This window comes from Streptomyces sp. HUAS TT11 (assembly GCF_051553595.1).
In the GTDB taxonomy this organism is placed as follows: domain Bacteria; phylum Actinomycetota; class Actinomycetes; order Streptomycetales; family Streptomycetaceae; genus Streptomyces.
The window spans coordinates 5,796,415-5,820,302 of record NZ_CP196184.1 but is presented as its reverse complement, the minus strand read 5'-3'; the positions used below and the strand labels follow the sequence as shown (position 1 = coordinate 5,820,302).

Here is a 23,888-nt window from a genome sequence, read left to right as displayed (position 1 = left end):
GTCCGGCTCCCCCGACGACCTCCCCCGGTCGCCGCCGCGGCGCGCGCGGGGAGGTGCTACTGATGACCGACCGCAGTCTCTGGTCGTACAAGGACATCGCGGCGCACATCCGGGTGCAGCCGGACACCGTGAGGTCGTACCGAAAACACGGACTGCTGCCGCCGCCCGACCATGTGGAAAGCGGAAAACCCTATTGGTATGCCGACACGGTCCGGGCATGGGTGGCCGCCCGGCCCGGCAACAGGGGCCGCACCGGTTCCTGAGCACCACCCGCGGTTGCGGCCCGCCCCGGTCCGGGGCGGGCCGCACTGCCGTCGTCGGGTTGCCCGGTCGCCGGCGCGCCGCCGTGGGCCCGGGTGACGACGGCCCCCGGCGATCCGCCACGGCGGCCTCCCGGCCGGCTCAGCTCCACGGTTCGACGACCGTCACTCCCTGGCCCGGGGCCGTCCCCATCGCCGCCAGGGCCTGCGGGGACGCGGACAACGGGATCGTCGATGTGACCAGCAGGTCGGGGCGGAGCGCGCCGGAACGGACCAGTTCCAGCATGGGCGGATAGGCATGGGCCGCCATGCCGTGGCTGCCGATGATCTCCAGTTCCAGGGCGATCGCCCGGGCCATCGGGACCGGACTCGTACCGGAGGAGGACGGCAGCAGGCCGACCTGGACGTGCCGGCCGCGGCGGCGCAGCCCGTTCACCGATGCGGCGCAGGTCGCCGGGGAGCCGAGTGCGTCGAGGGAGAGATGCGCGCCACCGCCCGTCAGATCGCGGACCGCCTGCGCCGTGTCCTCGGTGCGCGTCGCGTCCACGCACTCGGCCGCACCGAACTTCCGCGCCAGTTCGAGGGCTCGGGGCGAGACGTCCACCGCCACGACTCTCGCCCCCGAAGCCGCCGCGATCATCACCGCCGACAGTCCGACACCCCCGCTGCCGTGCACGGCGACCCACTCCCCCGCGGCCACCCGGCCCTGCTGCACGACCGCGCGGAACGCCGTGGCGAACCGGCATCCCAGCGCGGCCGCCGCATGGAAGGACATCTCCGCGGGTACCGCCACCAGATTCACATCCGCGTGCTCCAGCGCCACGTACTGCGCGAAGGACCCCCAGTGCGTGAACCCCGGCTGGGTCTGGCGCTCGCACACCTGCTGATCGCCCGCCGCGCAGGAGGGGCAGCTGCCGCAGGCGCACACGAAGGGCACCGTCACCCGGTCGCCGGGTCGCCAGCCGACGACCCGGGCGCCCGCCTCCTCGACCACACCGGCGAGTTCGTGCCCGGGCACATGCGGGAGCGCGATGTCCGGGTCGTGCCCCATCCAGCCGTGCCAGTCGCTGCGGCACAGCCCCGTCGCCTCGACCCGGACCACGACCCCGTGCTCGGACGGCTCCGGGTCCGCCACCTCGCGTACCTCGGCCGGCTCCCCGTACCGCTCGAAGACCATCGCGCGCATAAGCCCGCACCCTCCGCCCGTGCCCGCCGATCCCCGGCCCCGGAGATCGTTCCTGTGGCGGAACGCTAGCCGTGCACCCCGGCGGTGTCCCGGTCCCGGTCCGGCGCCTTCTCCGCGACGGGCGCCACCGGCTCCTCCTCGCGCAGTCCGAACCGCCGGTGGAAGCGCCGCAGCGGGGCCGGCGCCCACCAGGTGGCGCGGCCGGTCAGCCGCATCACCGCCGGCACCAGCAGACTGCGTACGACCATCGCGTCCATCAGCACGGCCAGTGCGATACCGAGGCCGAGCATCTTGGTGTTCGTCACCCGGGAGGTACCGATCGCGACCATCACCACCGCCAGGATGACCGCCGCCGCCGTGATCAGCCCGCCGGTGCGCTGCAGTCCGAAGCGCACCGCCTCGCGATGGTCCCCGGTGCGGTCGTACTCCTCCTTGATACGGGACAGCAGGAACACGCCGTAGTCCATGGAGAGGCCGAAGGCCACACAGAACATCAGCACCGGAAGGGTCGTCTCGATCGACCCTGGGCTGGTGAATCCCAGCAGACCCGACAGATGCCCGTCCTGGAAGACCCAGACCACCGCGCCGAACATCGCCGTCAGGCTCAGCGCGTTGAGCAGTACGGCCTGGACGGGGATCAGCACGCTGCCGGTCAGCAGGAAGACCAGGAGCAGGGTGACCACCGCGATGATGCCCGCAGCCCAGGGCAGCCGCTCGGCGATCGCGTGCTTGGAGTCCACCAGGATCGCGGCCGTGCCCGTCACCGAGGTGCCGAAGGGGGCGGACGTCGCCCTCAGTTCGCCGACCAGCCGCTGGGCGCCGGCGTCCACCGCCTCGCCCCTGGGCTGCACGGTGAAGTACGCGTTCTCGCCCTTCACCAACGGGCCGTCCACCCGCAGCACCCCGGGCAGGGCCGTGATCCGGTCCTTGTACGCGTCGTACTGGGCGGGGGTGGCCCGCCCCTCGGCCAGCACCTCCAGGCCGCCGCCGGGGCTGCCCGGGAACCCGTCGCGTATGTGCTGCTGCACCACATGGGACTCGGCGCCCGAGGGCAGCTGGCGGTCGTCCGCGGTGCCGAACTTCACGCCCGTGAACGGCAGTCCGAGGACCACCAGGCCGACAGTGGTGGCAACGGCGAACAGCGGGGCGCGCCGCATCACAAGGGTCGCCATCCGGCTCCAGCCGCGCCCCTGCGCGGTCGGCCGGGGGGTCCCGCGCCTGAACAGCCGCCGCAGGTCGAGCGCGTTCACCCGGTGGCCCAGCACCACCAGGGCCGCGGGGAGCAGGATCAGCGCGGCCGCGGCGGCCAGCAGCACCACCGCGATGCCGGCGTAGGCGAACGAGCGCAGGAAGTACTGCGGGAAGACGAGCATCGCGGCCAGGGACACGGCGACGGTCAGCGCGGAGAACAGGACGGTGCGTCCCGCGGTGCGCAGGGTGGTGGCCACCGCGCCCGACGGGTCGGCTCCGGCGGACAGTTCCTCGCGGAACCTGCGCACGATGAAGAGCGCGTAGTCGATGGCGAGGCCCAGCCCGAGGGCCGTGGTGAGGTTCAGGGCGAAGACGGAGACGTCGGTGACTTCGGTGAGACCGCGCAGTACCGCGTTGGTGCCCAGGATGGCGACGATGCCGATGCCCAGCGGCAGCATGGCCGCGACCGCGCTGCCGAACACCATCACCAGCAGCACCAGCGTGACGGGCAGGGCGATCGTCTCGGCCCGGGTCAGGTCCTCCTGGATGATCGTCTGCATCTCGGAGCGCACGGCGACCGGGCCGCCGACCTTGACCGTGACCGGCCCGTGCGCGCCTCGGTAGTGGGGCGCGATGCGGTCGAGGGTGTCACTCGCGGCCTTCTCGTCGCCCGTGATGTGCGCGGCTATCAGCGCTTCGCGGCCGTCCTCGGCGCGCAGTGCCGGTGCCCCCGACTGCCAGTACGAGCCGACCCCTGTGACGCCGCGCTCGGAGGCGAGCCGCGCGGTCAGGCGCCGGGCCTCGGCGGCCACCGCAGGATCGTCCGCAGACCTGTGCCCCGAGTCCACCAGAAGCAGCAGATTGGGCTGCGAGGCGGGAAACTCCCGCTCCAGCGCGTCGGTCGCGTAGGTGGACTGTGCGGCCGGATCCTGCCAGCCGCCGCTGCCCAGCCGGTCCGCGACCCCGCTGCCGGCGACCACCGCGAGCGCGGTGAGGAGCAGCGCGACGAGCAACGACAGCCGGGGCCGCGCCGTCACGAACCGTGTCCAGCCACCGGGCACCGCCCCTCCCTCACCCGTATGCCCGGCCCTTTTGACCGGCTCCGGCGCACCCCCTCCGTCCCCGGTCTCCCGGCCGCCCCTGCGGTTGACTTCGGCCATGATGCGGTGTCCCCTTCACCGTGACCCCGCAGGCCGTGCATCCGTACATCCGTGCAGGCAGCATGGGTCGTCGATTGCCATAGACTGGCAAACACGAGTGAGCGCTCGCGTTTCTCAAGAATGCGAGCGACCACTCGCGTTTGTCAATCGCGTTCCGAGAGGTGGGGACAACGCGTGCCCAGGAGCCAGAGGACCGAGGGGCCCGCCACCGGACCGGGCGCGGAGCCGGCCGGGCAGGAGCAGGAGGCCAGGCCGCGCCGCCGCCAGGCCCGGGGCGAGCGCCGTATCGCACAACTGCTCCAGGCCGCCGCCGAGGTCTTCTGCCGCACCGGCTACACCGCCGCGAGCACGAACGCCATCGCCCGCGAGGCCGGCGTCTCCCCCGGGACGCTGTACCAGTTCTTCCCGAACAAGGAAGCGATCGCCATCGGCCTGGGCGACCAGCTGCTCCAGCAGTGGCAGGAGTCGCAGGACCGGGCGCTCACCGAGGAGAATCTCGGACTCCCCCTGGACCAGCTGCTGGACGCGGCGCTCGACCCGCTGATCGCGTTCAACGTCGAGAACCCGGCCTTCGGCGTCCTGCTGCACGGCCCCGACGTCCCCGGGCCGATCGCACAGGAGCACAACACCCTGCACGAGGCGTCCCTCACCCGCATCGAAGTGATGATCGCCGGCTTCCTTCCGAACACCCCGCCCGACGAGCGCTCCCGCACCGCGAACATGCTGCTCGCCCTCTTCAAGGCGGGACTCGACCTGATCATGTCCCACGACGGCGCGGCACGTGAGGCCTACATCACCGAGCTGAAGACGGCGATGTACCGGTATCTCGAGCCGATCCTGCGCGACGACGAGGACGGCAGGGGCGGCGACTCCACCGGCCACTCCCTCTGATGCCCCACCGGCCACTCCGCTGAAGCCCCCGGCGACCGCCCTCGAACCCCACCGGCGACCGCCCCCGAAGGCCCGTCGGCGAGTCGCACGAAGTCCTCGCCGGCGGTTTCCGCCGACGCCCACCGCGGGGGAACCGAACGCGGCTCGCGGACTCACGCCGCAATCTCTTGGGGGAATACCCCCTAGGGGTATAGTCTGGTTCTCGTAAGCCACACGAGCCTCCCCGAGGAGTTGGAGAGATGACCACACAGACCGAAACTCCGGGTTCCGTGACGACCGTCTACAAGGTGAGCGGGATGAGCTGCGGGCACTGCGAGGGCTCCGTCTCCGGCGAGATCTCCGCCCTCGCCGGTGTCAGCTCCGTCACCGCCGTCGCGTCCACCGGCGAGGTCACGGTCGTCTCCGCCGCGCCCCTCGCCGACGAGGCCGTGCAGGCCGCGGTCGACGAGGCCGGCTTCGAGCTCGTCGGCAAGGCCTGAACAGCCAGCATCTGCTCCCCGCACCGGGCCGTACCGACCAGCTGATACTGGCTCCGCACGGCCCGGTCCGTTGTCTGGAGTCCGGACATGACCAGCACCGCAGCACCAGCCGCGATAGACGCGGCCGCACCCTCCGAGGTCGAACTGGCCATCGGCGGCATGACCTGCGCCTCCTGCGCAGCCCGTGTCGAGAAGAAGCTCAACCGCATCGACGGCGTCACCGCCACGGTGAACTTCGCGACGGAGAAGGCGAAGATCTCCTATCCCGCCGGGATCCAGGTCGCCGACCTGATCGCCACGGTGGTGAAGACGGGCTACACGGCCGAGGAACCCCCGCCGCCCCAGCCGGAACAGCCCGCGGCCGCCGAGGCCGCCGGGGAAGACCCCGAATCGGCCGCCCTCCGTCAGCGACTGACCGTCTCGGCACTGCTCGCCCTGCCCGTCGTCCTGCTCTCGATGGTCCCGGCCCTGCAGTTCGACAACTGGCAGTGGCTCTCACTGACGCTGGCCGCGCCCGTCGTCGTATGGGGCGGACTGCCCTTCCACAAAGCGGCGTACACCAACGCCCGGCACGGCGCGGCCACCATGGACACCCTGGTGTCGGTCGGCACGCTCGCGGCGTTCGGCTGGTCGCTGTGGGCGCTGTTCTGGGGGGACGCGGGCATGCCCGGCATGCGCCACGGCTTCGACCTCACCGTCTCCCGCACCGACGGGTCCTCGGCCCTCTATCTCGAAGTGGCCGCCGGCGTCGTCGCGTTCATCCTGCTCGGCCGCTATCTGGAGGCCCGCTCCAAGCGTCGCGCCGGCGCGGCCCTGAAGGCGCTGCTCGAACTGGGCGCGAAGGACGTCGCGGTCCTGCGGGACGGCCGTGAGGTGCGCGTTCCGGTGGCCCTGCTGGCCGTCGGCGACCGGTTCGTCGTACGGCCCGGCGAGAAGATCGCCACGGACGGGACGGTCGTCGAGGGCGCCTCGGCGGTCGACGCCTCCATGCTCACCGGAGAGTCGGTGCCGGTCGATGTGGCCGTCGGCGACCGGGTGACCGGCGCGACCGTCAACGCGGGGGGCCGGCTGGTGGTCGAGGCGACCCGGGTCGGCGCGGACACCCAGCTCGCGCGGATGGCGCGGCTCGTGGAGGACGCGCAGAACGGCAAGGCGGAGGTGCAGCGCCTGGCCGACCGCATCTCCGGGATCTTCGTGCCCGTCGTCCTGCTGATCGCCCTGGGCACGTTCGGGGTGTGGCTCGGCGTCACCGGCGACACCGTCGCCGCCTTCACCGCGGCCGTGGCGGTGCTGATCATCGCCTGTCCCTGCGCGCTGGGGCTCGCCACCCCGACCGCCCTGATGGTCGGCACGGGCCGCGGTGCCCAGCTCGGCATCCTCATCAAGGGCCCGGAGGTGCTGGAGTCCACGCGCCGGGTCGACACGGTGGTCCTGGACAAGACCGGAACGGTCACCACGGGCCGGATGGCCCTCCAGGGGGTGCACACCGCCGAGGAAGAGGACGAGAAGGACGCCCTGCGGCTCGCCGGAGCCCTCGAGCACGCCTCCGAGCACCCGATCGCCAGGGCGATCGCGGCAGGCGCTCAGGAGCGCCTCGGCGGGCTTCCCGCCCCCGACCGGTTCGAGAACGTCCCGGGGCTCGGCGTGCGCGGACGCGTGGAGGGGCACGAGGTCACCGTGGGCCGCTTCCCGGACGCCCTTCCGGACGTGCTGGCCCGGGCGAAGGCGGAGGCGGAGGCCGAGGGGCGCACGGCTGTCGTGGTCGCGCGCGACGGCATGGCACTCGGCGTCCTCACCGTCGCCGACGCGATCAAGGAGACCAGCGCCGAGGCCGTACGGGAGCTCCGGGCCCTGGGCCTCACGCCCGTCCTGCTGACCGGGGACAACCGGGCGGTCGCCGAGGCCGTGGCGGGCGCCGTCGGCATCGCCGCGGGTGAGGTGATCGCCGAGGTGCTGCCGGAGGAGAAGGTCGCCGCCGTCAGGCGGCTCCAGAGCGAGGGACGGATCGTCGCCATGGTCGGTGACGGCGTCAACGACGCGGCCGCACTGGCCACCGCGGATCTGGGACTGGCCATGGGGACCGGGACGGACGCGGCGATCGAGGCGAGCGATCTGACGCTGGTGCGCGGGGACCTGCGGGTGGCCGCGGACGCGATCCGGCTCGCACGGCGCACGCTCTCGACGATCAAGGGGAATCTGGTGTGGGCCTTCGGGTACAACGTGGCCGCGCTGCCCCTGGCCGCCGCCGGGCTCCTGAACCCGATGATCGCGGGTGCGGCGATGGCCTTCTCGTCGGTCTTCGTGGTCACCAACAGCCTTCGGCTGCGGGCATTCTCATGACGCGAGGGTGAGAGTCCCTCTAGAGTCCGACGCGAGCCTCACATAAGCTCTTCACAAGGCTCGCGCATCATCCTTACGCTGGGGGCCTCGGTCGACGTATCGGGGCTCTTGCGTATCTTCAGGACATACGCAAGAGACACAGATCACAATGATGTGAACGTAACCAGCGGAAGGGTTCGTGAGTCTAAGTTGGCGGTGTCAGAAGCGTCTTGGGGGGCGTGACTGACATCCGGGGATGTCTTGGGGGACGTTCCCAGGAAACTGCGTTGCCGGGACACGTACACCGGGGAGCTTTGAGCGGCCCTCCCGTACGCGTCCCGGCAGACAGCACCGCAGTGCTATGCCGAGTTGTGCTCGTTTTGCTCACAGCGATTCAGGCGCTGTCCCGCAAACGCCCGGCCGGATCCCGTGGGGGGAATCCGCACCGGGACATGGGAAGGCGCCCTGCACGTCGGCCCGTGGGGGGACCGACTGTGGGGCGCCTTCCGCTTTTCACAAGACTTTTCATACGGCTTGAGACGAGGGTGCCGTCACCGCACCCGGCGTACGTCGCTCTACGACGACGTACGCCCTACGTACGTAATGCCGCTCAGCGCCCCTCGACCGGAACGAAGTCGCGCTCCACCACGCCGGTGTAGATCTGGCGCGGGCGGCCGATACGGGAACCCGGCTCCTTGATCATCTCGTGCCACTGGGCGATCCAGCCCGGCAGTCGACCGAGGGCGAACAGGACCGTGAACATCTCGGTCGGGAAGCCCATCGCGCGGTAGATCAGACCGGTGTAGAAGTCCACGTTCGGGTAGAGCTTGCGCTCGACGAAGTAGCTGTCGGACAGCGCGTGCTCCTCGAGCTTCAGGGCGATGTCGAGCAGCTCGTCAGACTTGCCCAGCGCGGAGAGCACATCGTGCGCGGCGGCCTTGATGATCTTGGCGCGCGGGTCGAAGTTCTTGTAGACCCGGTGGCCGAAGCCCATCAGGCGGACGCCGTCCTCCTTGTTCTTCACCTTGCGGATGAAGGTGTCGACGTCGTTGCCGGAGTCGCGGATGCCCTCGAGCATCTCCAGGACGGACTGGTTGGCGCCACCGTGCAGCGGGCCCCACAGCGCGTTGATGCCGGCCGAGATCGAGGCGAACATGTTGGCCTGCGACGAACCCACCAGGCGCACGGTCGAGGTCGAGCAGTTCTGCTCGTGGTCCGCGTGCAGGATCAGCAGCTTGTCCAGCGCGGAGACGACGACCGGGTCCAGCTCGTAGTCCTGCGCCGGGACGGAGAAGGTCATCCGCAGGAAGTTCTCGACGTACCCGAGGTCGTTGCGCGGGTAGACGAAGGGGTGACCGATCGACTTCTTGTAGGCGTACGCGGCGATCGTCGGAAGCTTGGCAAGCAGGCGGATGGTGGAGAGGTTGCGCTGCTTCTCGTCGAAGGGGTTGTGGCTGTCCTGGTAGAAGGTGGACAGCGCGGAGACCACCGAGGAGAGCATCGCCATCGGGTGCGCGTCGCGCGGGAAGCCGGTGTAGAAGTTCTTGACGTCCTCGTGCAGCAGGGTGTGCTGCGTGACCTCGTTCTTGAAGGCGGAGAGCTCGTCGACGGTCGGCAGCTCACCGTTGATCAGCAGGTAGGCGACCTCCAGGAAGGTGGAGCGCTCGGCCAGCTGCTCGATCGGGTAGCCGCGATACCGGAGGATGCCCTTCTCGCCGTCGAGGTAGGTGATGGCGGATTTATATGCGGCGGTGTTGCCGTAACCGCTGTCCAGGGTGACCAGACCGGTCTGGGCGCGAAGCTTCCCGATGTCGAAGCCCATGTCACCGACGGTGCTGTCGACCACCGGGTAGGTGTACTCGTCGCCGTCGTACCGCAGTACTACAGAGTTGTCGCTCACGTCTTCCCTCACCGACGTAGTGCCTCATCTTCGAGGTGCCCTGACTGTCTCTACCATCCCCCATTTGGCGCAGGAGAGTGCACTCGGGGTCGACCTTTGGGCGCATCGGCGGCACTGAGTGCCGTCAACCTGCTCATCCTGCCCCCGGTCGACCGGTTCCGGAAGTGCTCTGTGACCTTTGCGACTCGTTTGATCGATCATTTTTTTCAATGACGGGTGCGGATGCGAACCGGGCCGGGGCTCCGCCCTCGACGGGCCTCGGCGACAGCCTGAAATCCAGGGCCGTACAGCGCCGGCCCGCCGAGACCGTACGGACCGCCTGCCCGATCGCCTTGCGGGAACCGACAAGCACGACCAGCTTCTTCGCCCGGGTGACCGCCGTGTAGAGGAGGTTGCGCTGGAGCATCATCCACGCCCCGGTGGTGACGGGGATCACCACCGCCGGATACTCGCTGCCCTGCGAACGGTGGATGGTCACCGCGTAGGCATGCGCCAGCTCGTCCAGCTCGTCGAACTCGTACGGCACCTCCTCGTCCTCGTCGGTCAGCACCGTCAGGCGCTGATCGACCGGGTCGAGCGAGGTGACCACGCCGACGGTGCCGTTGAAGACACCGTTCTTCCCCTTCTCGTAATTGTTGCGAATCTGGGTGACCTTGTCGCCGACACGGAAGACCCGGCCGCCGAACCGCTTCTCGGGCAGATCGGGACGGGCGGGGGTGACCGCCTGCTGGAGCAGCCCGTTCAGCGTGCCGGCGCCGGCGGGCCCGCGGTGCATCGGCGCGAGCACCTGTACGTCGCGGCGCGGGTCGAGACCGAACCGGGCCGGGATCCGCCGCGCCGCCACGTCCACGGTGAGACGGCCGGCCTCCTCGGTGTCGTCCTCGACGAAGAGGAAGAAGTCCTTCAGGCCGTCGGTGAGCGGATGCAGGCCGGAGTTGATGCGGTGCGCGTTGGTGACGACGCCCGACTGCTGGGCCTGGCGGAAGACGCGGGTGAGGCGGACGGCGGGAACGGGGCTCCCGTCGGTGAGCAGATCCCTGAGGACCTCCCCGGCGCCGACGCTGGGCAGCTGGTCGACGTCACCGACGAGGAGCAGGTGGGCGCCCGGCGGCACGGCCTTCACCAGCTTGTTGGCGAGCAGCAGGTCGAGCATGGACGCCTCGTCGACGACGACCAGGTCGGCGTCGAGCGGGCGGTCCCGGTCGTATGCCGCGTCGCCGCCGGGCTTCAGCTCCAGCAGCCGGTGCACGGTGGAGGCCTCGGCTCCGGTCAGCTCGGACAGGCGCTTGGCCGCGCGCCCGGTGGGTGCGGCCAGGACGACCTTGGCCCGCTTGGCCCGGGCGAGCTCGACGATGGAGCGCACCGTGAACGACTTGCCGCAGCCGGGCCCTCCGGTCAGGACGGCGACCTTCCTGGTCAGCGCCAGCCTTACGGCCTCCTCCTGTTCGGGTGCCAACTCGGTTCCGGTGCGCCCCTTGAGCCAGCCCAGCGCCTTGTCCCACGCCACGTCCCCGAAGCCGGGCATCCGGTCCTCCTCCGTGCGCAGCAGGCGCAGCAGTTGAGCGGAGAGGGACAGCTCGGCGCGGTGGAAGGGGACGAGGTAGACGGCGGTGACCGGGTCCCCGCCGTCCGGTCCGGGCACGCGTTCCCGCACGACGCCGGGTTCGGAGTCGTCCTCGCAAGGCGCCGCCAGCTCGGCCAGGCACTCGATGACCAGTCCGGTGTCGACCTGGAGGAGCTTGACCGCGTCCGCGATCAGCCGCTCCTCCGGGAGATAGCAGTGACCCTGGTCGGTCGACTGGGACAGGGCGTACTGCAGACCTGCCTTGACGCGCTCCGGGCTGTCGTGCGGGATCCCGACGGACCGGGCGATCCGGTCGGCGGTGAGGAATCCGATGCCCCAGACGTCCGAGGCGAGGCGGTACGGCTGGTTCTTGACGACGGAGATGGAGGCGTCGCCGTACTTCTTGTAGATGCGCACGGCGATGGACGTGGAGACCTCGACGCTCTGCAGGAAGAGCATGACCTCCTTGATCGCCATCTGCTCCTCCCAGGCGTCGGCGATCTTCTTGGTCCGCTTCGGGCCGAGCCCGGGCACCTCGATGAGCCGCTTGGGCTCCTCCTCGATGATCTGGAGGGTGTCGAGCCCGAAGTGCTGGGTGATCCGGTCGGCGAAGACGGGGCCGATGCCCTTGACGAGACCGGAGCCGAGATAGCGGCGGATGCCCTGGACGGTGGCCGGGAGGACGGTCGTGTAGTTCTCGACGGTGAACTGCTTGCCGTACTGCGGGTGGGAGCCCCAGCGCCCCTCCATCCGCAGCGACTCGCCCACCTGGGCGCCGAGGAGCGCGCCGACGACGGTGAGCAGATCACCGGCGCCGCGGCCGGTGTCGACGCGGGCGACCGTGTATCCGTTCTCCTCGTTGGCGTATGTGATCCGCTCGAGCACACCCTCCAGCACGGCGAGGTGCCGCTCCCCGGCACCTGCCTGCCCCGCCCGACTCGCCTCCTGGGTCATGAGCCGACGCTACCGAAGAGGACCGACAGTGACGACGGTACGGTCCTCGCGGCCCCGGGCTCCTGCATGCTGGCGGTATGGATTCGCTGCTGCGCGGCCTGCCGTCCGCCCTCTGGAGCGTTCCCCATGTGGGGTCCCGCTACCCGGGATCACCGGCGGTGAGCGCTCGCCCGGGCCTGACGGCCGGCGCGAACTGCCAGCTGTTCGCCTACGAGGTGCTCCGGCACTTCGGTCTGACCCCACCCGCTCTGCGCTCGAGCGACCTGTGGACGGACACGCGGGACACGGTCCGCGTCCTTGCCGCCCGGCCGCTCGATCTGATGCTGTTCAACTCCACCGCCGACGCCTACGGCGCGCACGTCGGGGTCCGGGTGGAGAAGGGGCTGGTGCTGCACCTGTGTGCGGAGGTGGGCCGGCCGGCGGTCTGGGAGCCGGCGGAGTTCGCGGCGCGGGAGCGGTACCGGGTGCTGGTCGGGGTCAAGCGGGTGAACTCGGGGCGGGCGGACGGGGCGTTCGGCGACGGGGGTTGACGCCGCTCTCCTTGGGCACGGTCACTTCGCCTCGGAGTGTGCCGTCCTCCCCCGTTCCCGACTCCGGACGTCCGGTCGCCCAACCGGTGTCCGGTCGGGCTCCGGCGGGCCGATGTGGCCGAGGGCCTGTTCGTCCCGTTCGCTCACGCCAGTCGTCAGTGATCTCGACGACGGTCATGCCGCCGGCAGCATGCCGGGCGACCTCGGCGTACTCGCTCGCCGGGATCTGTCACCTGAAGGCGCAACCGGTGATGGAGCAGCCCTTCCGCTGGAGCTCGCGCCGAAGGCATCGACTCGCAGAGCGACCCGTTCGGCGCCCACCCGGAAATACCGTCACAGCATGTCCGTGAGGTCCGGCCCCCGACCGTCGATCAGATCCGGCATCTCGATGCCGTAGCCCTCGGCCTGTCCGAAGTAGGTCGGATCACCCGGCTCGGCTGTCGCTCCGAGCAACGATTCGAGTCCCTGCAGCATCGCGGTCAGTCGTGGCGCGTTCCGCTTCTGGAGATCCGGGTGAGGGAGCCCCTTGAAGTCGCAGTAGCCCCAGATGTCATGGAAAACCGCAACCTCCGCGGCGAGGTGGCGCTCATCCGGGTAGACGGTCAACTCCACCAGACCATCCTCGTGATGCTCCCTGCCCTCGGCATCGAGCCACGTGCCCATGCCGGAGACGACGAGTGCACCGACTTCGGCATCGGGGAATCCCACTGGGCGGAACAGCCGGATCTTCTGTTCGAGTTCGGCTTCATTGAGGCTGCCCTTCAGGGCGATGCTCGTGCCCGCCCCGATGCTGCCACGCCCGGGGAGGAGCCACTTCCACTCCAGTTTGGAGGGCTCCAGCAGCCCGTGCTCTCGCAGCACCACCGTCATCCGTGCGGCGGTCATCAGTGCCGATTCGAGTCCCGGTGGCGCGAAGCCGTCCAACTCCCATTCCCACGAGGCACACGGCTGGGGTGCACGCATCAAAGTGGACATCGGTTTCCTCAGGGGTAGATCTGGCCGTTGGCCGGGATGGTGATCGAACCGTCCCGGAAGCGGAGCTCGTACGTCGCGCCCGTCCTCCTCGCGTAGTACTCGACGTCCTTGACGGTCGACTCGGTGAGAGCTGCCCGCGTGTCCTGGACGTCCAGTATCGCGACCTTGGGGCCGTCGATCTCACCGACCAGCTGCTTCTCCGCGATCTTGCGAGCCGCGGAGGCGATGCCGTGTTCCTGCTGCACGTCTTTGAGCTGGCACCCGTACTTGATCTCGTCACCCGACTTGACCAGGACGTCGAGATCCAGACCCAGCTGCGGTTTCTTGTACTCGAAGGCCAGGTTCTCCACCCCGCGCGACTTGAGCTCCGCAGCGTACTCCATGGCTTGATGAACGGCGGGCATCATGCCCTTCTGCTTGGTTTGGTACAGCAGCTCCTTGTAGCCGGGCATCCCATCGAAGTCCCCGCGCGCAATGTGCTCGGCCACCCCGGCACCGTAGTCGCCCTTGCGCAACTGAGTGAGCAGGCGTTGCTGGTCCTGAGCCGGCATCTTCGCCCGGTCGAGCGCAGCCTTGACTCCGGACTCCTGAGCAGGGCTCATCGGGCCGGTGGCGGGACTGGCCGTGTGGTCACCCTCGCTGAACCTCTCCGGGTCCCGGAAAGGTTCATGGCTCCCACTCGGTCCGTTGCCGGCACCTCCCCGCACACCCGGACCGCTGTGCTCCCCACCGGTCGGGCCGTCGTGTGAGCCCGTGGTGTGCGTGTCATGACCCGCGCCGCCGTGATCACCGGGCTCACTGTGATGGCCCGCACCGTCCGAGCCGTCCGTATGGCCACCCGTGTGACCGGACGGCGGTTCGTGGGCGGCGGAGGGGCCCGCGCCGTGCTCATGGGCGCTGCCGCCCGGCAGGTTGTCGGGTGTGTGGCCGGTGGGGAGGTGGTCTGTGGGGTGTGTGGTCGGGATGTTCTCGCCGCCGGCGTGGACGGTGGGGATGTCGTTGCCGGCGTGGACGGCGGCGTGGTCGCCGGTGCGGCCCATGTCGCCGAGGTCATGACCTGCGTTGTCGCCCAGGCGGATGTGCTGCCCGGCCTGTTCCGCGGTGTGCGTGCCGGCGCCGACCAGGGCCGGTTCCTTGACCGGGGACGGTGTGTGCGGGACGTCCGAGCCGGCGTGCGGGTCGCCGAGGTCGGGCTGGTCCACGATGTCGCCCGGACCGTCGTCGGCCCTGTGCAGCACGTCGCCGTGCTCGTCGAGGATGTTGCCGTGCGGGTCCATGTACTGCGCCGGCGCCCCGTGCTCGGTCGGCAGCTTCATGCTGCCCTCCGGCAGTACCGGCCCACCGTGCGGCAACTGGAAGGTGCCGTCGGGGAGTTCGACCGCGCCGGGTGGGATCACCGATCCCTCGGGCAGGTGCACGGTGCCGTCCGGCAGCTTCAGCGCACCCTCGGGCAGCGTGATCGCGTTGTCGGGGAGTTTGGGGATCTCGATGGCGCCGACACCCTTCAGCGCCTTGCTGATGTCACCGATCTTCGACAGACCCGCACCGGCACCCTTGGCGATGTACGTCATCGGATCGATGACCCGGCCCGCCTTGCCCGCCAGCGACAACGCCTTCGCGACCGCACCCGCCTTACCCGCACCCGACGCCGCACCACCCGCACCACCGGTGAACACCGTCGTCAACACATTGAACGTCACCGCACCCGCAGCACGAGCAGGATTCTTCCCCCACTCATCCCACGCCACCAACGCCTTGCCCGTCTCCTTCATCGCCGTACGCGAATCACGCAACCACGACGGCAACTTGTCATCCGGCAACGCCCAGAACAACACCCCCGCACCCGGCATCGAAGAAATCACCAGACCGGTCGCCAACTGCGCCAGACCCTTCCACGCCTGACCCATCGCCTCCCAGCCACCAAAACCCACCAGCGTGCCCAGACCCTTGATCGTCCCCCACACACCGTCCACGATCAGCCCGTCCCACACAAAGGACTTCACCCAATGGCCGACCTCGTACCAGTGATGCCTCTCCTCCACCGGGTCACCCCAGGGAAGCTTCGCGTTCTTCATGTCCTCGGCATCGAACCCGTACTGGTCCTTACGCTCCGAACCGTCCCCCGCCACCATCTGCGTCCCACCGAACAACGCAGTGATCTTGTTGTGACACGTACGCTCCGCAGCCCAGAACGCCGCCACCGCCGCCGTCACATCATCACGGATCCGATTGTGACGATCGACCTTGTCCCCGTCGTACTCCCAGTCGTCATCACCCCCCACCGAATCCACGAACGCCGTCGCATCCACCTTCAACTGCGCCAGCTTCGCCACCAAAGGCCGAATCTCCACCGCATACGACGACAACGCGGACGACACCGTCTCCAGATCCCCCGCGAACCCCTCCGCCCGCTCCGCCACCGGCTTCGTCGTCGCGAACAACCGCTCCGCCTCCGGAGCCGCGTAATACGCCGACAACCCCTGAAACCCCGCATGCACATCCCGGCCCGTCGACCGCACACGCGACGCATCAGACCTCAGATCACCGTAATCCTTCTCCAACTGCGCCAGATCACCCGTGAACTGCGGAATCTGCCCAGGATCAATCACCCCTCACCCACCCCCGGCAGATCCACCCGCGGCTCCGCCAACGCCCGCTGCTGCGCCCGCGCCGCCATCTCCTCATCCCCCCGCAAATACGCCGTCGTCGCATCCACCGCACCCTGCAACGACTTCCCCGCACGCGCCGCGATGTACTGCAGATCCTTCGTCGCATGCTCCGCATACTGCGACAACGCCAACGCCACCAAACCCCCCTGCGCCTTCCCCCCACCACCCCCACCCTCAGCAGAAACAGTGCCCGCACTCGACGCCGCCGACGTCAAATGCTCCCCATACGCCTTCGCCTGACCCTCAAGATGCGACGCCGTCTCACCCGTCGACTTCAACACACCCTGAATACCCTGCGGCTTCAGATCCCAGCCCGACACCACTGCACCCCCGTGCGAACAAGCCCGCCTGCATCAGCAGGCGGGGCCGGCTGTCGTCCACGCCCGCCGGCCCCGCCGAACACCACTCACGTCAGCCGATGTTGTCGACCGCCGACTTCGCCTTCGCGATCGTCGACTGCGCCGTCGAATCGTTCTGCTCCAACGTCGACTTCAACAACCCGATGATGTTCTTGACCTCCTGCGACGCACGATTCCACCGCAACTCCTTGCCGTGGTACTCATCCGCCACACCATCCGCCGAGAAATCCGCCATCGCCGCCTTCACCTGACGATCACGCTGCGCAATAACCTCCTCCAACCGGCCGATCACCGCCTGGATATTGCCCTGCACATCCGCCGACGCACCCGTGTCATACGACCGACGATCCGCACCCGAACCCGCCATCACACACCACTCCCCGTAACACAACCCCGACCCGACAACCCCGCACCACCCCGAGGCTCAACGGAAACACACACCACCAAAACCCGACGGCTCAACGAAAACGCGCACCATCAAAATTCGCCGCCGACATCTGACCCCGAGCATTGTCACCCTGCTCCTGATCACCCGACGAGAACGCCGAATCCATCCCCGACTGACCACCCAAGATCGCCGCCAACGACCCGTTCAACTCCTTGGCGATACCATCCGCCCGCAACTTGAACTGATCGAACGCCACCCGACCCGCACCGTTGAACTTCCCCTCCAACGGCTGCGCCGCCTGCACCAACTGACGGATCAACGTCCCCAGATCATCACTCGACCCACGCGAATCCTTCACCAGCGTCGACAGGGCCTGCGCCCCCATATCGAACTTCATCTTGCCTCCCCCTGTGGCGAGTTGACCTCATTGAACGATTCTGCACTCTCCATGTTCACGTCCAGCCGTCGCACTCGCAACCACCTGACGTCACAGACCTGCTACAGGGAGCAGACCTCCCGCCACCGTGCGCGCACCCGCGCCGACACGTCCCGCCTGCCCGAAAGGCGGCGGCCCCACCCGGGCAAGGTCCGCCGGTCGGCGACGACATGAGACCTGGATCACACGGGTCACAATCGGGTCTCGGTAGTCCTCACCTCTTGATTCACCTTCGTGTAATCGATTCCAATCCTTCGTGTCAGTCGTGTAAACGATTCCACGACTCGCAAACAGACCCAAAGGACCCACAAGGAGGTGGTCCCGGCGATGGCGAGCATCAAGGACGTCGCCGCCGAGGCGGGCGTTTCCGTCGCCACGGTGTCGCGTGTCCTGAACGACCACCCGTCGGTCAGCGCCGACGCGCGTACCCGCGTGCTGGCAGCCGTCGAGGCGCTGGGCTACCGCCCGAACGCCGTCGCCCGGTCCCTGCGCACCGACCAGACCCGCACCCTCGGCCTGGTCATCAGCGACGTACTGAACCCCTACTTCACCCACCTGGCCCGCTCCGTGGAGGAGGAGGCCCGCGCGCTCGGCTACAGCGTGATCATCGGCAACGCCGACGAGCGGCCCGACCTCCAGGACCACCATGTGCGGACCCTGCTGGACCGCCGGATCGACGGGCTGCTCGTCTCGCCGACCGACGGCGGGTCGCCGCTCATGCTGGACGCGGCACGGTCCGGGACGCCCATGGTCTTCGTGGACCGATGGATCGCGGGCATGGACGTACCCGTGGTGCGGTCCGACGGACGCACCGCCGTGCACGATCTCGTCGCGCATCTGCACGGTCTCGGACACCGCCGGCTCGCGATCATCGCGGGTCCGGCGGCGACGACGACGGGACGTGAGCGCGTCGAGGCCTTCCGGACGGCCCTGGCCGACTACGGGCTGCCCCTGCCGGACGACCGCATAGGCCAGGGCGACTTCCAGGCCGAGAGCGGGCGCCGGGCCATGGAGCGGTTCCTGGACCTGGCCGAGCCGCCCGAGGCCGTCTTCGCGGCCGACAACCTGATGGCGCTCGGCGCGCTGGACGCCGTCCGTGCGCGCGGCCTGCGGGTACCGGACGACATCGCGCTCGCCGCGTTCGACGACATCCCGTGGTTCGTGCACACCGATCCGCCGATCACCGCCATAGCCCAGCCCACGGGCGAGCTGGGACGCGCCGCCGTGCGGGCGCTGGTCGACCGCATCGAGGGGCGGCCCCCCGAGTCCGTCACCCTTCCCGCCCGTCTCGTCGCGCGCCGCTCGTGCGGCGAGCCCGCTTCCGCAGAGCCCCGGGCTCTGCGCAAGCCCCCGGTTCTCCAGGAGGCCCCGGCTTCCACGGAGCCGTCCCCCGCAACGAACAGGAGCCAGTCGTGAGCAACCCGGACGAGTTGCTGCGCATCGAAGGCATACGCAAGACCTTCCCCGGCGTGGTCGCCCTCGACGGCGTCGACTTCGACCTGCGCAGGGGCGAGGTGCATGTGCTGCTCGGTGAGAACGGCGCGGGCAAGAGCACCCTCATCAAGATGCTCTCCGGCGCCTACCGCCCCGATGGCGGGCGGATCCTGGCCGGTGGCGAGGAGGTGCGCATCAACAGTGCGCAGGACTCCGAGCGCCTCGGGATCGCCACCATCTACCAGGAGTTCAACCTCGTTCCCGATCTGACCGTCGCCGAGAACATCTTCCTCGGCCGGCAGCCGCGCCGGCTCGGGATGATCGACAGGAAGCGGATGGAGGCCGACGCCGCCCGGCTCCTGGAACGCGTCGGTGTGCAGGTGTCCCCTCGCGCCCGGGTCCGTGAACTCGGCATCGCGCGCCTGCAGATGATCGAGATCGCGAAGGCGCTGAGCCTGAACGCGCGGGTGCTCATCATGGACGAGCCGACGGCCGTGCTCACCTCGGAAGAGGTGGAGAAGCTGTTCTCCATCGTCCGCGCACTGCGCGAGGACGGCGTCGGGATCGTCTTCATCACCCACCATCTCGAGGAGATCGCCGCCCTCGGGGACCGGGTGACCGTGATCCGCGACGGCAGGAGCGTCGGGCAGGTGCCCGCCTCCACGCCCGAGGACGAGCTCGTACGCCTCATGGTGGGGCGGTCGATCGAGCAGCAGTACCCGCGCGAACGGCCCGCATCGGGCGGCGCGTTGCTCACCGTCGAGGGACTCACCCGCAACGGGGTGTTCCACGACGTGTCCTTCGAGGTGCGGGCCGGTGAGGTCGTCGGCATCGCCGGGCTCGTCGGGGCCGGCCGTACGGAGGTCGTCCGGGCCGTTTTCGGTGCCGACCCCTATGACAAGGGCGCGGTGAAGGTCGCGGGCGCCGAGGTCCGGCGGCACGACGTGAACGCCGCGATGGACGCCGGCATCGGGCTCGTGCCCGAGGACCGCAAGGGCCAGGGGCTCGTCCTCGACGCGTCCGTCGAGGAGAACCTGGGGCTCGTGACCATGCGGGCCGCGACCCACGGCGGTCTGGTCGACCGCAGGGGACAGCGGGCCGCCGCCGCGAAGGTCGCCGAGCAGCTCGGTGTGCGGATGGCCGGACTCGGGCAGCACGTGCGCACCCTGTCCGGCGGCAACCAGCAGAAGGTCGTCATCGGCAAGTGGCTGCTGGCGAACACCAAGGTGCTCATCCTCGACGAGCCGACGCGCGGTATCGACGTCGGCGCCAAGGTCGAGATCTACCAGCTGATCAACGAACTCACGGCCGCCGGTGCCGCCGTTCTGATGATCTCCAGCGATCTGCCCGAGGTGCTCGGCATGAGCGACCGGGTCCTCGTGATGGCACAGGGCCGGATCGCGGGCGAGCTGACCGCCGACGAGGCGACGCAGGACTCCGTCATGGCGCTCGCCGTCTCCACACCCACCACGTCTGTCAATGAAAAGGAGGCCACCCGTGGCCACTGACACGCTCAAGGGCACAGCGGGCGCCGGTGGCGCCACGGGGGTCCGCCGCCTCCTCCTCGACAACGGCGCGCTCACCGCGCTGATCGTCCTGGTCATCGCCATGTCGGCACTGTCCGGCGACTTTCTCACGACGGACAACCTGCTGAACATCGGCGTGCAGGCGGCGGTGACCGCCATCCTCGCCTTCGGTGTCACCTTCGTGATCGTCTCGGCGGGCATCGACCTGTCGGTCGGCTCGGTCGCCGCGCTGTCGGCGACGGTGCTCGCCTGGAGCGCCACCTCCGCGGGGATCCCGGTCGTCATAGCCGTGCTCCTCGCCATCGCGACGGGCCTGGCCTGCGGTCTCGTCAACGGCATCCTGATCTCGTACGGCAAGCTGCCGCCGTTCATCGCGACGCTCGCCATGCTGTCGGTGGGCCGCGGTCTGTCGCTGGTGATCTCGCAGGGTTCCCCGATCGCGTTCCCCAGCTCGATCTCGCACCTGGGTGACACCCTCGGCGGCTGGCTGCCCGTGCCGGTGCTGGTCATGGTCGTCGTGGGCCTGATCACCGCGTTCGTGCTGGGCCGCACCTACATCGGCCGCTCGATGTACGCCATCGGCGGCAACGAGGAGGCGGCGCGCCTGTCCGGTCTGCGGGTGAAGAAGCAGAAGCTCGCGATCTACGCGCTGTCCGGTCTGTTCGCCGCGGCCGCGGGCATCGTGCTCGCCTCGCGCCTGTCGTCGGCGCAGCCCCAGGCCGCCAACGGCTACGAGCTCGACGCGATCGCCGCGGTCGTCATCGGCGGCGCCTCCCTCGCGGGCGGCACGGGCAAGGCCTCCGGCACGCTGATCGGCGCGCTGATCCTCGCGGTGCTGCGCAACGGCCTCAACCTCCTCTCGGTGTCGGCCTTCTGGCAGCAGGTCGTGATCGGTGTCGTGATCGCCCTGGCCGTCCTGCTGGACACGGTGCGGCGCAAGGCGGGGGCCACGCCGGTCGCCGCGGGCACCTCTCCGGGCGGCAAGGGCAAGCAGGCGGTGACATACGTGCTGGCCGCCGTGGTCGCGGCGGCCGTGGTGGGCGGGGTCTCCTTCCTGCACGGCGGCTCGTCCTCCAGCACGCAGAAGATCGGTCTGTCGCTCTCCACCCTCAACAACCCCTTCTTCGTGCAGATCAAGTCGGGCGCGCAGGCGGAGGCGAAGAAGCTGGGTGTCGATCTGACCGTCACGGACGCCCAGAACGACGCCTCGCAGCAGGCCAACCAGCTGCAGAACTTCACCAGCTCGGGCTTGAGTTCGATCATCGTCAACCCGGTGGACTCGGACGCCGCGGGGCCCGCGGTGCGGGGCGCGAACAAGGCCGACATCCCCGTCGTGGGCGTCGACCGGGCTGTCAACAAGGCCAAGACGGCGGCGCTGGTCGCCTCCGACAACATCGAGGGCGGCAAGCTCGCCGCGCAGGCGCTCGCCGAGAAGCTGGGCGGCAAGGGCAGGATCATCATCCTGCAGGGCCAGGCGGGCACGTCCGCGAGCCGTGAACGCGGGGCCGGCTTCGCCGAGGGCCTCAAGGCCTACCCCGGCATCCAGGTCCTGGCCAAGCAGCCGGCCGACTTCGACCGGACCAAGGGCCTCGACGTGATGTCGAACCTGCTCCAGGCGCACCCGGACGTCCAGGGCGTCTTCGCCGAGAACGACGAGATGGCGCTCGGCGCGATCAAGGCACTCGGCTCCAAGGCGGGAACGTCGGTCCAGGTCGTCGGCTTCGACGGCGAGCCCGACGGCCTGAACGCCGTCAAGGCAGGCACGCTGTACGCCTCGGTGGCGCAGCAGCCGACGCAGCTCGGCCGGATCGCGGTCGACAACGCGCTGCGGGCCGCCGAGGGCAAGAAGGTCGCCGAGACGGTGAAGGTTCCGGTGAAGGTGGTCACGAAGCAGAACGTGGCCGGGTTCACCGGCTGACCCCCGCGCCCGTCCGGCGCCCCGGTCGCGGGCCGCGCCTCCAGTGCGGTCCGCGGCCGGGCACCGGCCTCACCGATGCAGGGATCCACGGGGATCCGTTGGGAGACAGTTCATGTACGACTACGACCTCCTGGTCGTCGGATCGGCCAACGCCGACCTGGTGATCCGGGTCGAGCGGCGGCCCGCGGCCGGGGAGACGGTGCTCGGCTCCGACCTGGTCGTCCACCCGGGCGGAAAGGGCGCGAACCAGGCGGTCGCGGCCGCCCGGCTCGGCGCCCGTACGGCGCTGCTGGCCCGGGTCGGCGACGACGGGCACGGCCGGCTGCTGCTCCAGTCGCAGCGCGCGGCCGGTGTCGACACGGCGGGGGTCCTGGTGGGCGGGGCGCCCACCGGTGTCGCGCTGATCACGGTGGATCCGTCGGGGGACAACAGCATCGTGGTCTCGCCGGGCGCCAACGCCCGGCTCGCCCCGAAGGACGTGCGGGCCGCGACCGGTCTGCTGCACGGGTCCCGGGTGGTCTCCGCGCAGTTGGAGATCCCGCTGGAGACGGTCGTGGAGGTGGTGCGGAGCCTGCCGTCCGGCACCCGGTTCGTACTGAACCCGTCACCGCCCCGGCCGCTTCCCGCCGAGGTGCTCGCGGCGTGCGACCCGCTGATCGTCAACGAGCACGAGGCCCGGGTCATCGCGGGCGGCGAGCTGGACGGCTCGCCCGAGGACTGGGCGGCCGCGCTGCTGGCCCTCGGCCCGCGCTCGGTCGTGGTGACGCTGGGCGCGCAGGGCGCACTGGTCGCGACCGGCGAGGCCATGACCAGGATCAAGTCCATGACGGTGGACGCGGTGGACACGACGGGCGCGGGCGACGCCTTCACTGCGGCGCTGGCGTGGCGTCTCGGCGCGGGGTCGTCGCTGCCGGAGGCGGCGGCGTACGCGGCGCGGGTCGGCGCGGCCGCGGTGACCCGGCCCGGCGCGCAGGAGTCCTTCCCGACCGCCGAGGAGGTCGAGTCCCTGTGAAGAAGGCCGGAATCCTGAACCGTCATCTCGCCGGCGCCCTGGCCGAGCTGGGGCACGGGGACACGGTCCTCGTGTGCGACGCGGGCATGCCCGTCCCGGCCGGGCCGCGGGTGGTCGACCTGGCGTTCCGCGCGGGGGTGCCGTCCTTCGCCGAGGTCCTCGACGGTCTGCTGGACGAACTGGTGGTGGAGGGCGCGACGGCGGCGCAGGAGGTGCGGGGCGCGAACCCCGAGGCATCTTCCCTGCTGGACGCCCGCTTCCCGGAACTCACGCTGATATCCCACGAGAAGTTGAAGGAACTGACGGCGGACGCACGCCTGGTCGTCCGCACGGGCGAGGCCCGGCCGTACGCGAACGTGCTGCTGCGGTGCGGAGTGTTCTTCTAGCCGAGGCCCGGGGGCCTCGGCCCGGAACGATTCGAGGGGGTCCGGTTCTCGAACCGGACCCCCTCGCGTTCTCCCCTCCCGCCGGAACCCCCCGTGATCCCCCCAGATCCCCCTCCAGAAGTTCCGACGCCCAGTACGACCACCGGGGTCGGGGAAGGGTTGCACGGTCCCGGGCTGATTTTCCTTCGGGCGCCGCCAGGGCCTGTCCGGCGGATCAGGTGGCTCCCGACGGCTGCCCGCCGGTTCGGTCATGGGCCGTTCCACCGGTCTCCTCCGTCACCGGAGGCGGCAGGTGCGGCCCCCGAAGCGGCCACTCGCGATTCTTCGGCTTTCCCCCGGCAAGCGGCGCTC

Annotated in this window: 19 protein-coding genes and 1 pseudogene; 10 read left to right on the top strand and 10 right to left on the bottom strand. The window is 69.8% G+C overall.

Annotation, left to right across the window (positions count from 1 at the left end):
- Positions 1-62 precede the first annotated feature (62 nt).
- Positions 63-263 carry a helix-turn-helix transcriptional regulator gene (locus ACSHXN_RS26000; protein ID WP_059131312.1) on the top strand — a complete coding sequence of 67 codons (201 nt, stop codon included), beginning with the start codon at positions 63-65 and terminating at the stop codon, positions 261-263.
- Positions 264-402: 139 nt separating this feature from the next.
- Here ACSHXN_RS26000 and ACSHXN_RS25995 read toward each other — a convergent pair whose 3' ends face one another.
- Together ACSHXN_RS25995 and ACSHXN_RS25990 are read right to left on the bottom strand one after the other, a co-directional pair.
- Complete coding sequence (locus ACSHXN_RS25995; protein ID WP_356293671.1) at positions 403-1,446, bottom strand: zinc-dependent alcohol dehydrogenase family protein; 1,044 nt, start codon at positions 1,444-1,446, stop codon at positions 403-405.
- A 65-nt stretch (positions 1,447-1,511) separates the two neighbouring features.
- The gene (locus ACSHXN_RS25990; RefSeq protein WP_361158857.1) at positions 1,512-3,797 is read right to left on the bottom strand and encodes an MMPL family transporter; all 2,286 of its coding nucleotides are present in this window, start codon (positions 3,795-3,797) and stop codon (positions 1,512-1,514) included.
- A gap of 174 nt (positions 3,798-3,971) precedes the next feature.
- Here ACSHXN_RS25990 and ACSHXN_RS25985 point away from each other — a divergent pair, with 174 nt between their 5' ends.
- From ACSHXN_RS25985 to ACSHXN_RS25975, 3 genes are all read left to right on the top strand, one after another.
- Positions 3,972-4,688 carry a TetR family transcriptional regulator gene (locus tag ACSHXN_RS25985; RefSeq protein ID WP_356112339.1) on the top strand — a complete coding sequence of 239 codons (717 nt, stop codon included), beginning with the start codon at positions 3,972-3,974 and terminating at the stop codon, positions 4,686-4,688.
- Between the two features lie 239 nt (positions 4,689-4,927).
- On the top strand, positions 4,928-5,167 hold the full coding sequence (locus tag ACSHXN_RS25980; protein WP_355139004.1) for a heavy-metal-associated domain-containing protein: 240 nt from the start codon (positions 4,928-4,930) through the stop codon (positions 5,165-5,167).
- An 87-nt stretch (positions 5,168-5,254) separates the two neighbouring features.
- On the top strand, positions 5,255-7,507 hold the full coding sequence (locus ACSHXN_RS25975) for a heavy metal translocating P-type ATPase (protein WP_438303791.1): 2,253 nt from the start codon (positions 5,255-5,257) through the stop codon (positions 7,505-7,507).
- 589 nt (positions 7,508-8,096) lie between these two features.
- Here the strand turns inward: ACSHXN_RS25975 and ACSHXN_RS25970 are convergent.
- A complete protein-coding gene (locus tag ACSHXN_RS25970; protein WP_355139008.1) occupies positions 8,097-9,386 on the bottom strand; it encodes a citrate synthase in 1,290 nt (429 codons plus the stop codon).
- A 133-nt stretch (positions 9,387-9,519) separates the two neighbouring features.
- Positions 9,520-11,904, bottom strand: coding sequence for an SF1B family DNA helicase RecD2 (gene recD2, locus ACSHXN_RS25965; protein ID WP_438303790.1), 2,385 nt, complete (start codon positions 11,902-11,904; stop codon positions 9,520-9,522).
- Between the two features lie 77 nt (positions 11,905-11,981).
- Between recD2 and ACSHXN_RS25960 the strand changes: the two genes are divergently transcribed.
- Complete coding sequence (locus ACSHXN_RS25960) at positions 11,982-12,434, top strand: hydrolase (protein WP_356112345.1); 453 nt, start codon at positions 11,982-11,984, stop codon at positions 12,432-12,434.
- Between the two features lie 81 nt (positions 12,435-12,515).
- On the opposite strand, the pseudogene ACSHXN_RS25955 reads toward ACSHXN_RS25960, so the two are convergent.
- The 6 genes and pseudogenes from ACSHXN_RS25955 to ACSHXN_RS25930 form a co-directional block, all read right to left on the bottom strand.
- Positions 12,516-12,660: pseudogene (locus ACSHXN_RS25955) on the bottom strand (DinB family protein); the annotation flags it as partial.
- Between the two features lie 107 nt (positions 12,661-12,767).
- On the bottom strand, positions 12,768-13,358 hold the full coding sequence (locus ACSHXN_RS25950; RefSeq protein WP_355139014.1) for a hypothetical protein: 591 nt from the start codon (positions 13,356-13,358) through the stop codon (positions 12,768-12,770).
- 59 nt (positions 13,359-13,417) lie between these two features.
- Positions 13,418-16,018 (bottom strand): hypothetical protein, encoded by a 2,601-nt coding sequence (locus ACSHXN_RS25945; RefSeq protein ID WP_438303789.1) that lies wholly within the window; start codon positions 16,016-16,018, stop codon positions 13,418-13,420.
- Positions 16,015-16,401, bottom strand: coding sequence for a DUF6507 family protein (locus ACSHXN_RS25940; protein WP_438303788.1), 387 nt, complete (start codon positions 16,399-16,401; stop codon positions 16,015-16,017). Before ACSHXN_RS25940 ends, ACSHXN_RS25945 begins: the two co-directional genes overlap by 4 nt.
- Positions 16,402-16,489: 88 nt before the next feature.
- Entirely contained in the window at positions 16,490-16,804 is a 315-nt protein-coding gene (locus ACSHXN_RS25935; protein ID WP_331266926.1) for a pore-forming ESAT-6 family protein, read from the bottom strand.
- Between the two features lie 91 nt (positions 16,805-16,895).
- A complete protein-coding gene (locus tag ACSHXN_RS25930) occupies positions 16,896-17,222 on the bottom strand; it encodes a hypothetical protein (RefSeq protein ID WP_356109766.1) in 327 nt (108 codons plus the stop codon).
- Positions 17,223-17,588: 366 nt separating this feature from the next.
- On the opposite strand from ACSHXN_RS25930, the gene ACSHXN_RS25925 reads away from it, so the two are divergent.
- From ACSHXN_RS25925 to rbsD, 5 genes are all read left to right on the top strand, one after another.
- Positions 17,589-18,677: a LacI family DNA-binding transcriptional regulator gene (locus ACSHXN_RS25925; protein WP_356297361.1), complete on the top strand. Its 1,089-nt coding sequence runs from the start codon at positions 17,589-17,591 to the stop codon at positions 18,675-18,677.
- The gene (locus ACSHXN_RS25920) at positions 18,674-20,203 is read left to right on the top strand and encodes a sugar ABC transporter ATP-binding protein (RefSeq protein ID WP_355129351.1); all 1,530 of its coding nucleotides are present in this window, start codon (positions 18,674-18,676) and stop codon (positions 20,201-20,203) included. Before ACSHXN_RS25925 ends, ACSHXN_RS25920 begins: the two co-directional genes overlap by 4 nt.
- On the top strand, positions 20,193-22,139 hold the full coding sequence (locus tag ACSHXN_RS25915; protein WP_355129349.1) for an ABC transporter permease/substrate-binding protein: 1,947 nt from the start codon (positions 20,193-20,195) through the stop codon (positions 22,137-22,139). Before ACSHXN_RS25920 ends, ACSHXN_RS25915 begins: the two co-directional genes overlap by 11 nt.
- Before the next feature lie 112 nt (positions 22,140-22,251).
- Positions 22,252-23,151, top strand: coding sequence for a ribokinase (locus tag ACSHXN_RS25910; protein WP_355129347.1), 900 nt, complete (start codon positions 22,252-22,254; stop codon positions 23,149-23,151).
- Positions 23,148-23,537 carry a D-ribose pyranase gene (gene rbsD, locus ACSHXN_RS25905; RefSeq protein WP_355129345.1) on the top strand — a complete coding sequence of 130 codons (390 nt, stop codon included), beginning with the start codon at positions 23,148-23,150 and terminating at the stop codon, positions 23,535-23,537. Before ACSHXN_RS25910 ends, rbsD begins: the two co-directional genes overlap by 4 nt.
- The last annotated feature ends 351 nt before the right edge of the window (positions 23,538-23,888 follow it).

Coding starts and splice junctions, on each gene's coding strand:
- ACSHXN_RS25980 (WP_355139004.1), top strand. CDS start 4,928: ATGACCACACAGACCGAAACTCCGGGTTCCGTGACGACCGTCTACAAG.
- ACSHXN_RS25960 (WP_356112345.1), top strand. CDS start 11,982: ATGGATTCGCTGCTGCGCGGCCTGCCGTCCGCCCTCTGGAGCGTTCCC.
- ACSHXN_RS25925 (WP_356297361.1), top strand. CDS start 17,589: ATGGCGAGCATCAAGGACGTCGCCGCCGAGGCGGGCGTTTCCGTCGCC.
- ACSHXN_RS25935 (WP_331266926.1), bottom strand. CDS start 16,804: ATGGCGGGTTCGGGTGCGGATCGTCGGTCGTATGACACGGGTGCGTCG.
- ACSHXN_RS25930 (WP_356109766.1), bottom strand. CDS start 17,222: ATGAAGTTCGATATGGGGGCGCAGGCCCTGTCGACGCTGGTGAAGGAT.
- ACSHXN_RS25975 (WP_438303791.1), top strand. CDS start 5,255: ATGACCAGCACCGCAGCACCAGCCGCGATAGACGCGGCCGCACCCTCC.
- ACSHXN_RS25995 (WP_356293671.1), bottom strand. CDS start 1,446: ATGCGCGCGATGGTCTTCGAGCGGTACGGGGAGCCGGCCGAGGTACGC.
- ACSHXN_RS25990 (WP_361158857.1), bottom strand. CDS start 3,797: ATGGCCGAAGTCAACCGCAGGGGCGGCCGGGAGACCGGGGACGGAGGG.
- ACSHXN_RS26000 (WP_059131312.1), top strand. CDS start 63: ATGACCGACCGCAGTCTCTGGTCGTACAAGGACATCGCGGCGCACATC.
- recD2 (WP_438303790.1), bottom strand. CDS start 11,904: ATGACCCAGGAGGCGAGTCGGGCGGGGCAGGCAGGTGCCGGGGAGCGG.
- ACSHXN_RS25910 (WP_355129347.1), top strand. CDS start 22,252: ATGTACGACTACGACCTCCTGGTCGTCGGATCGGCCAACGCCGACCTG.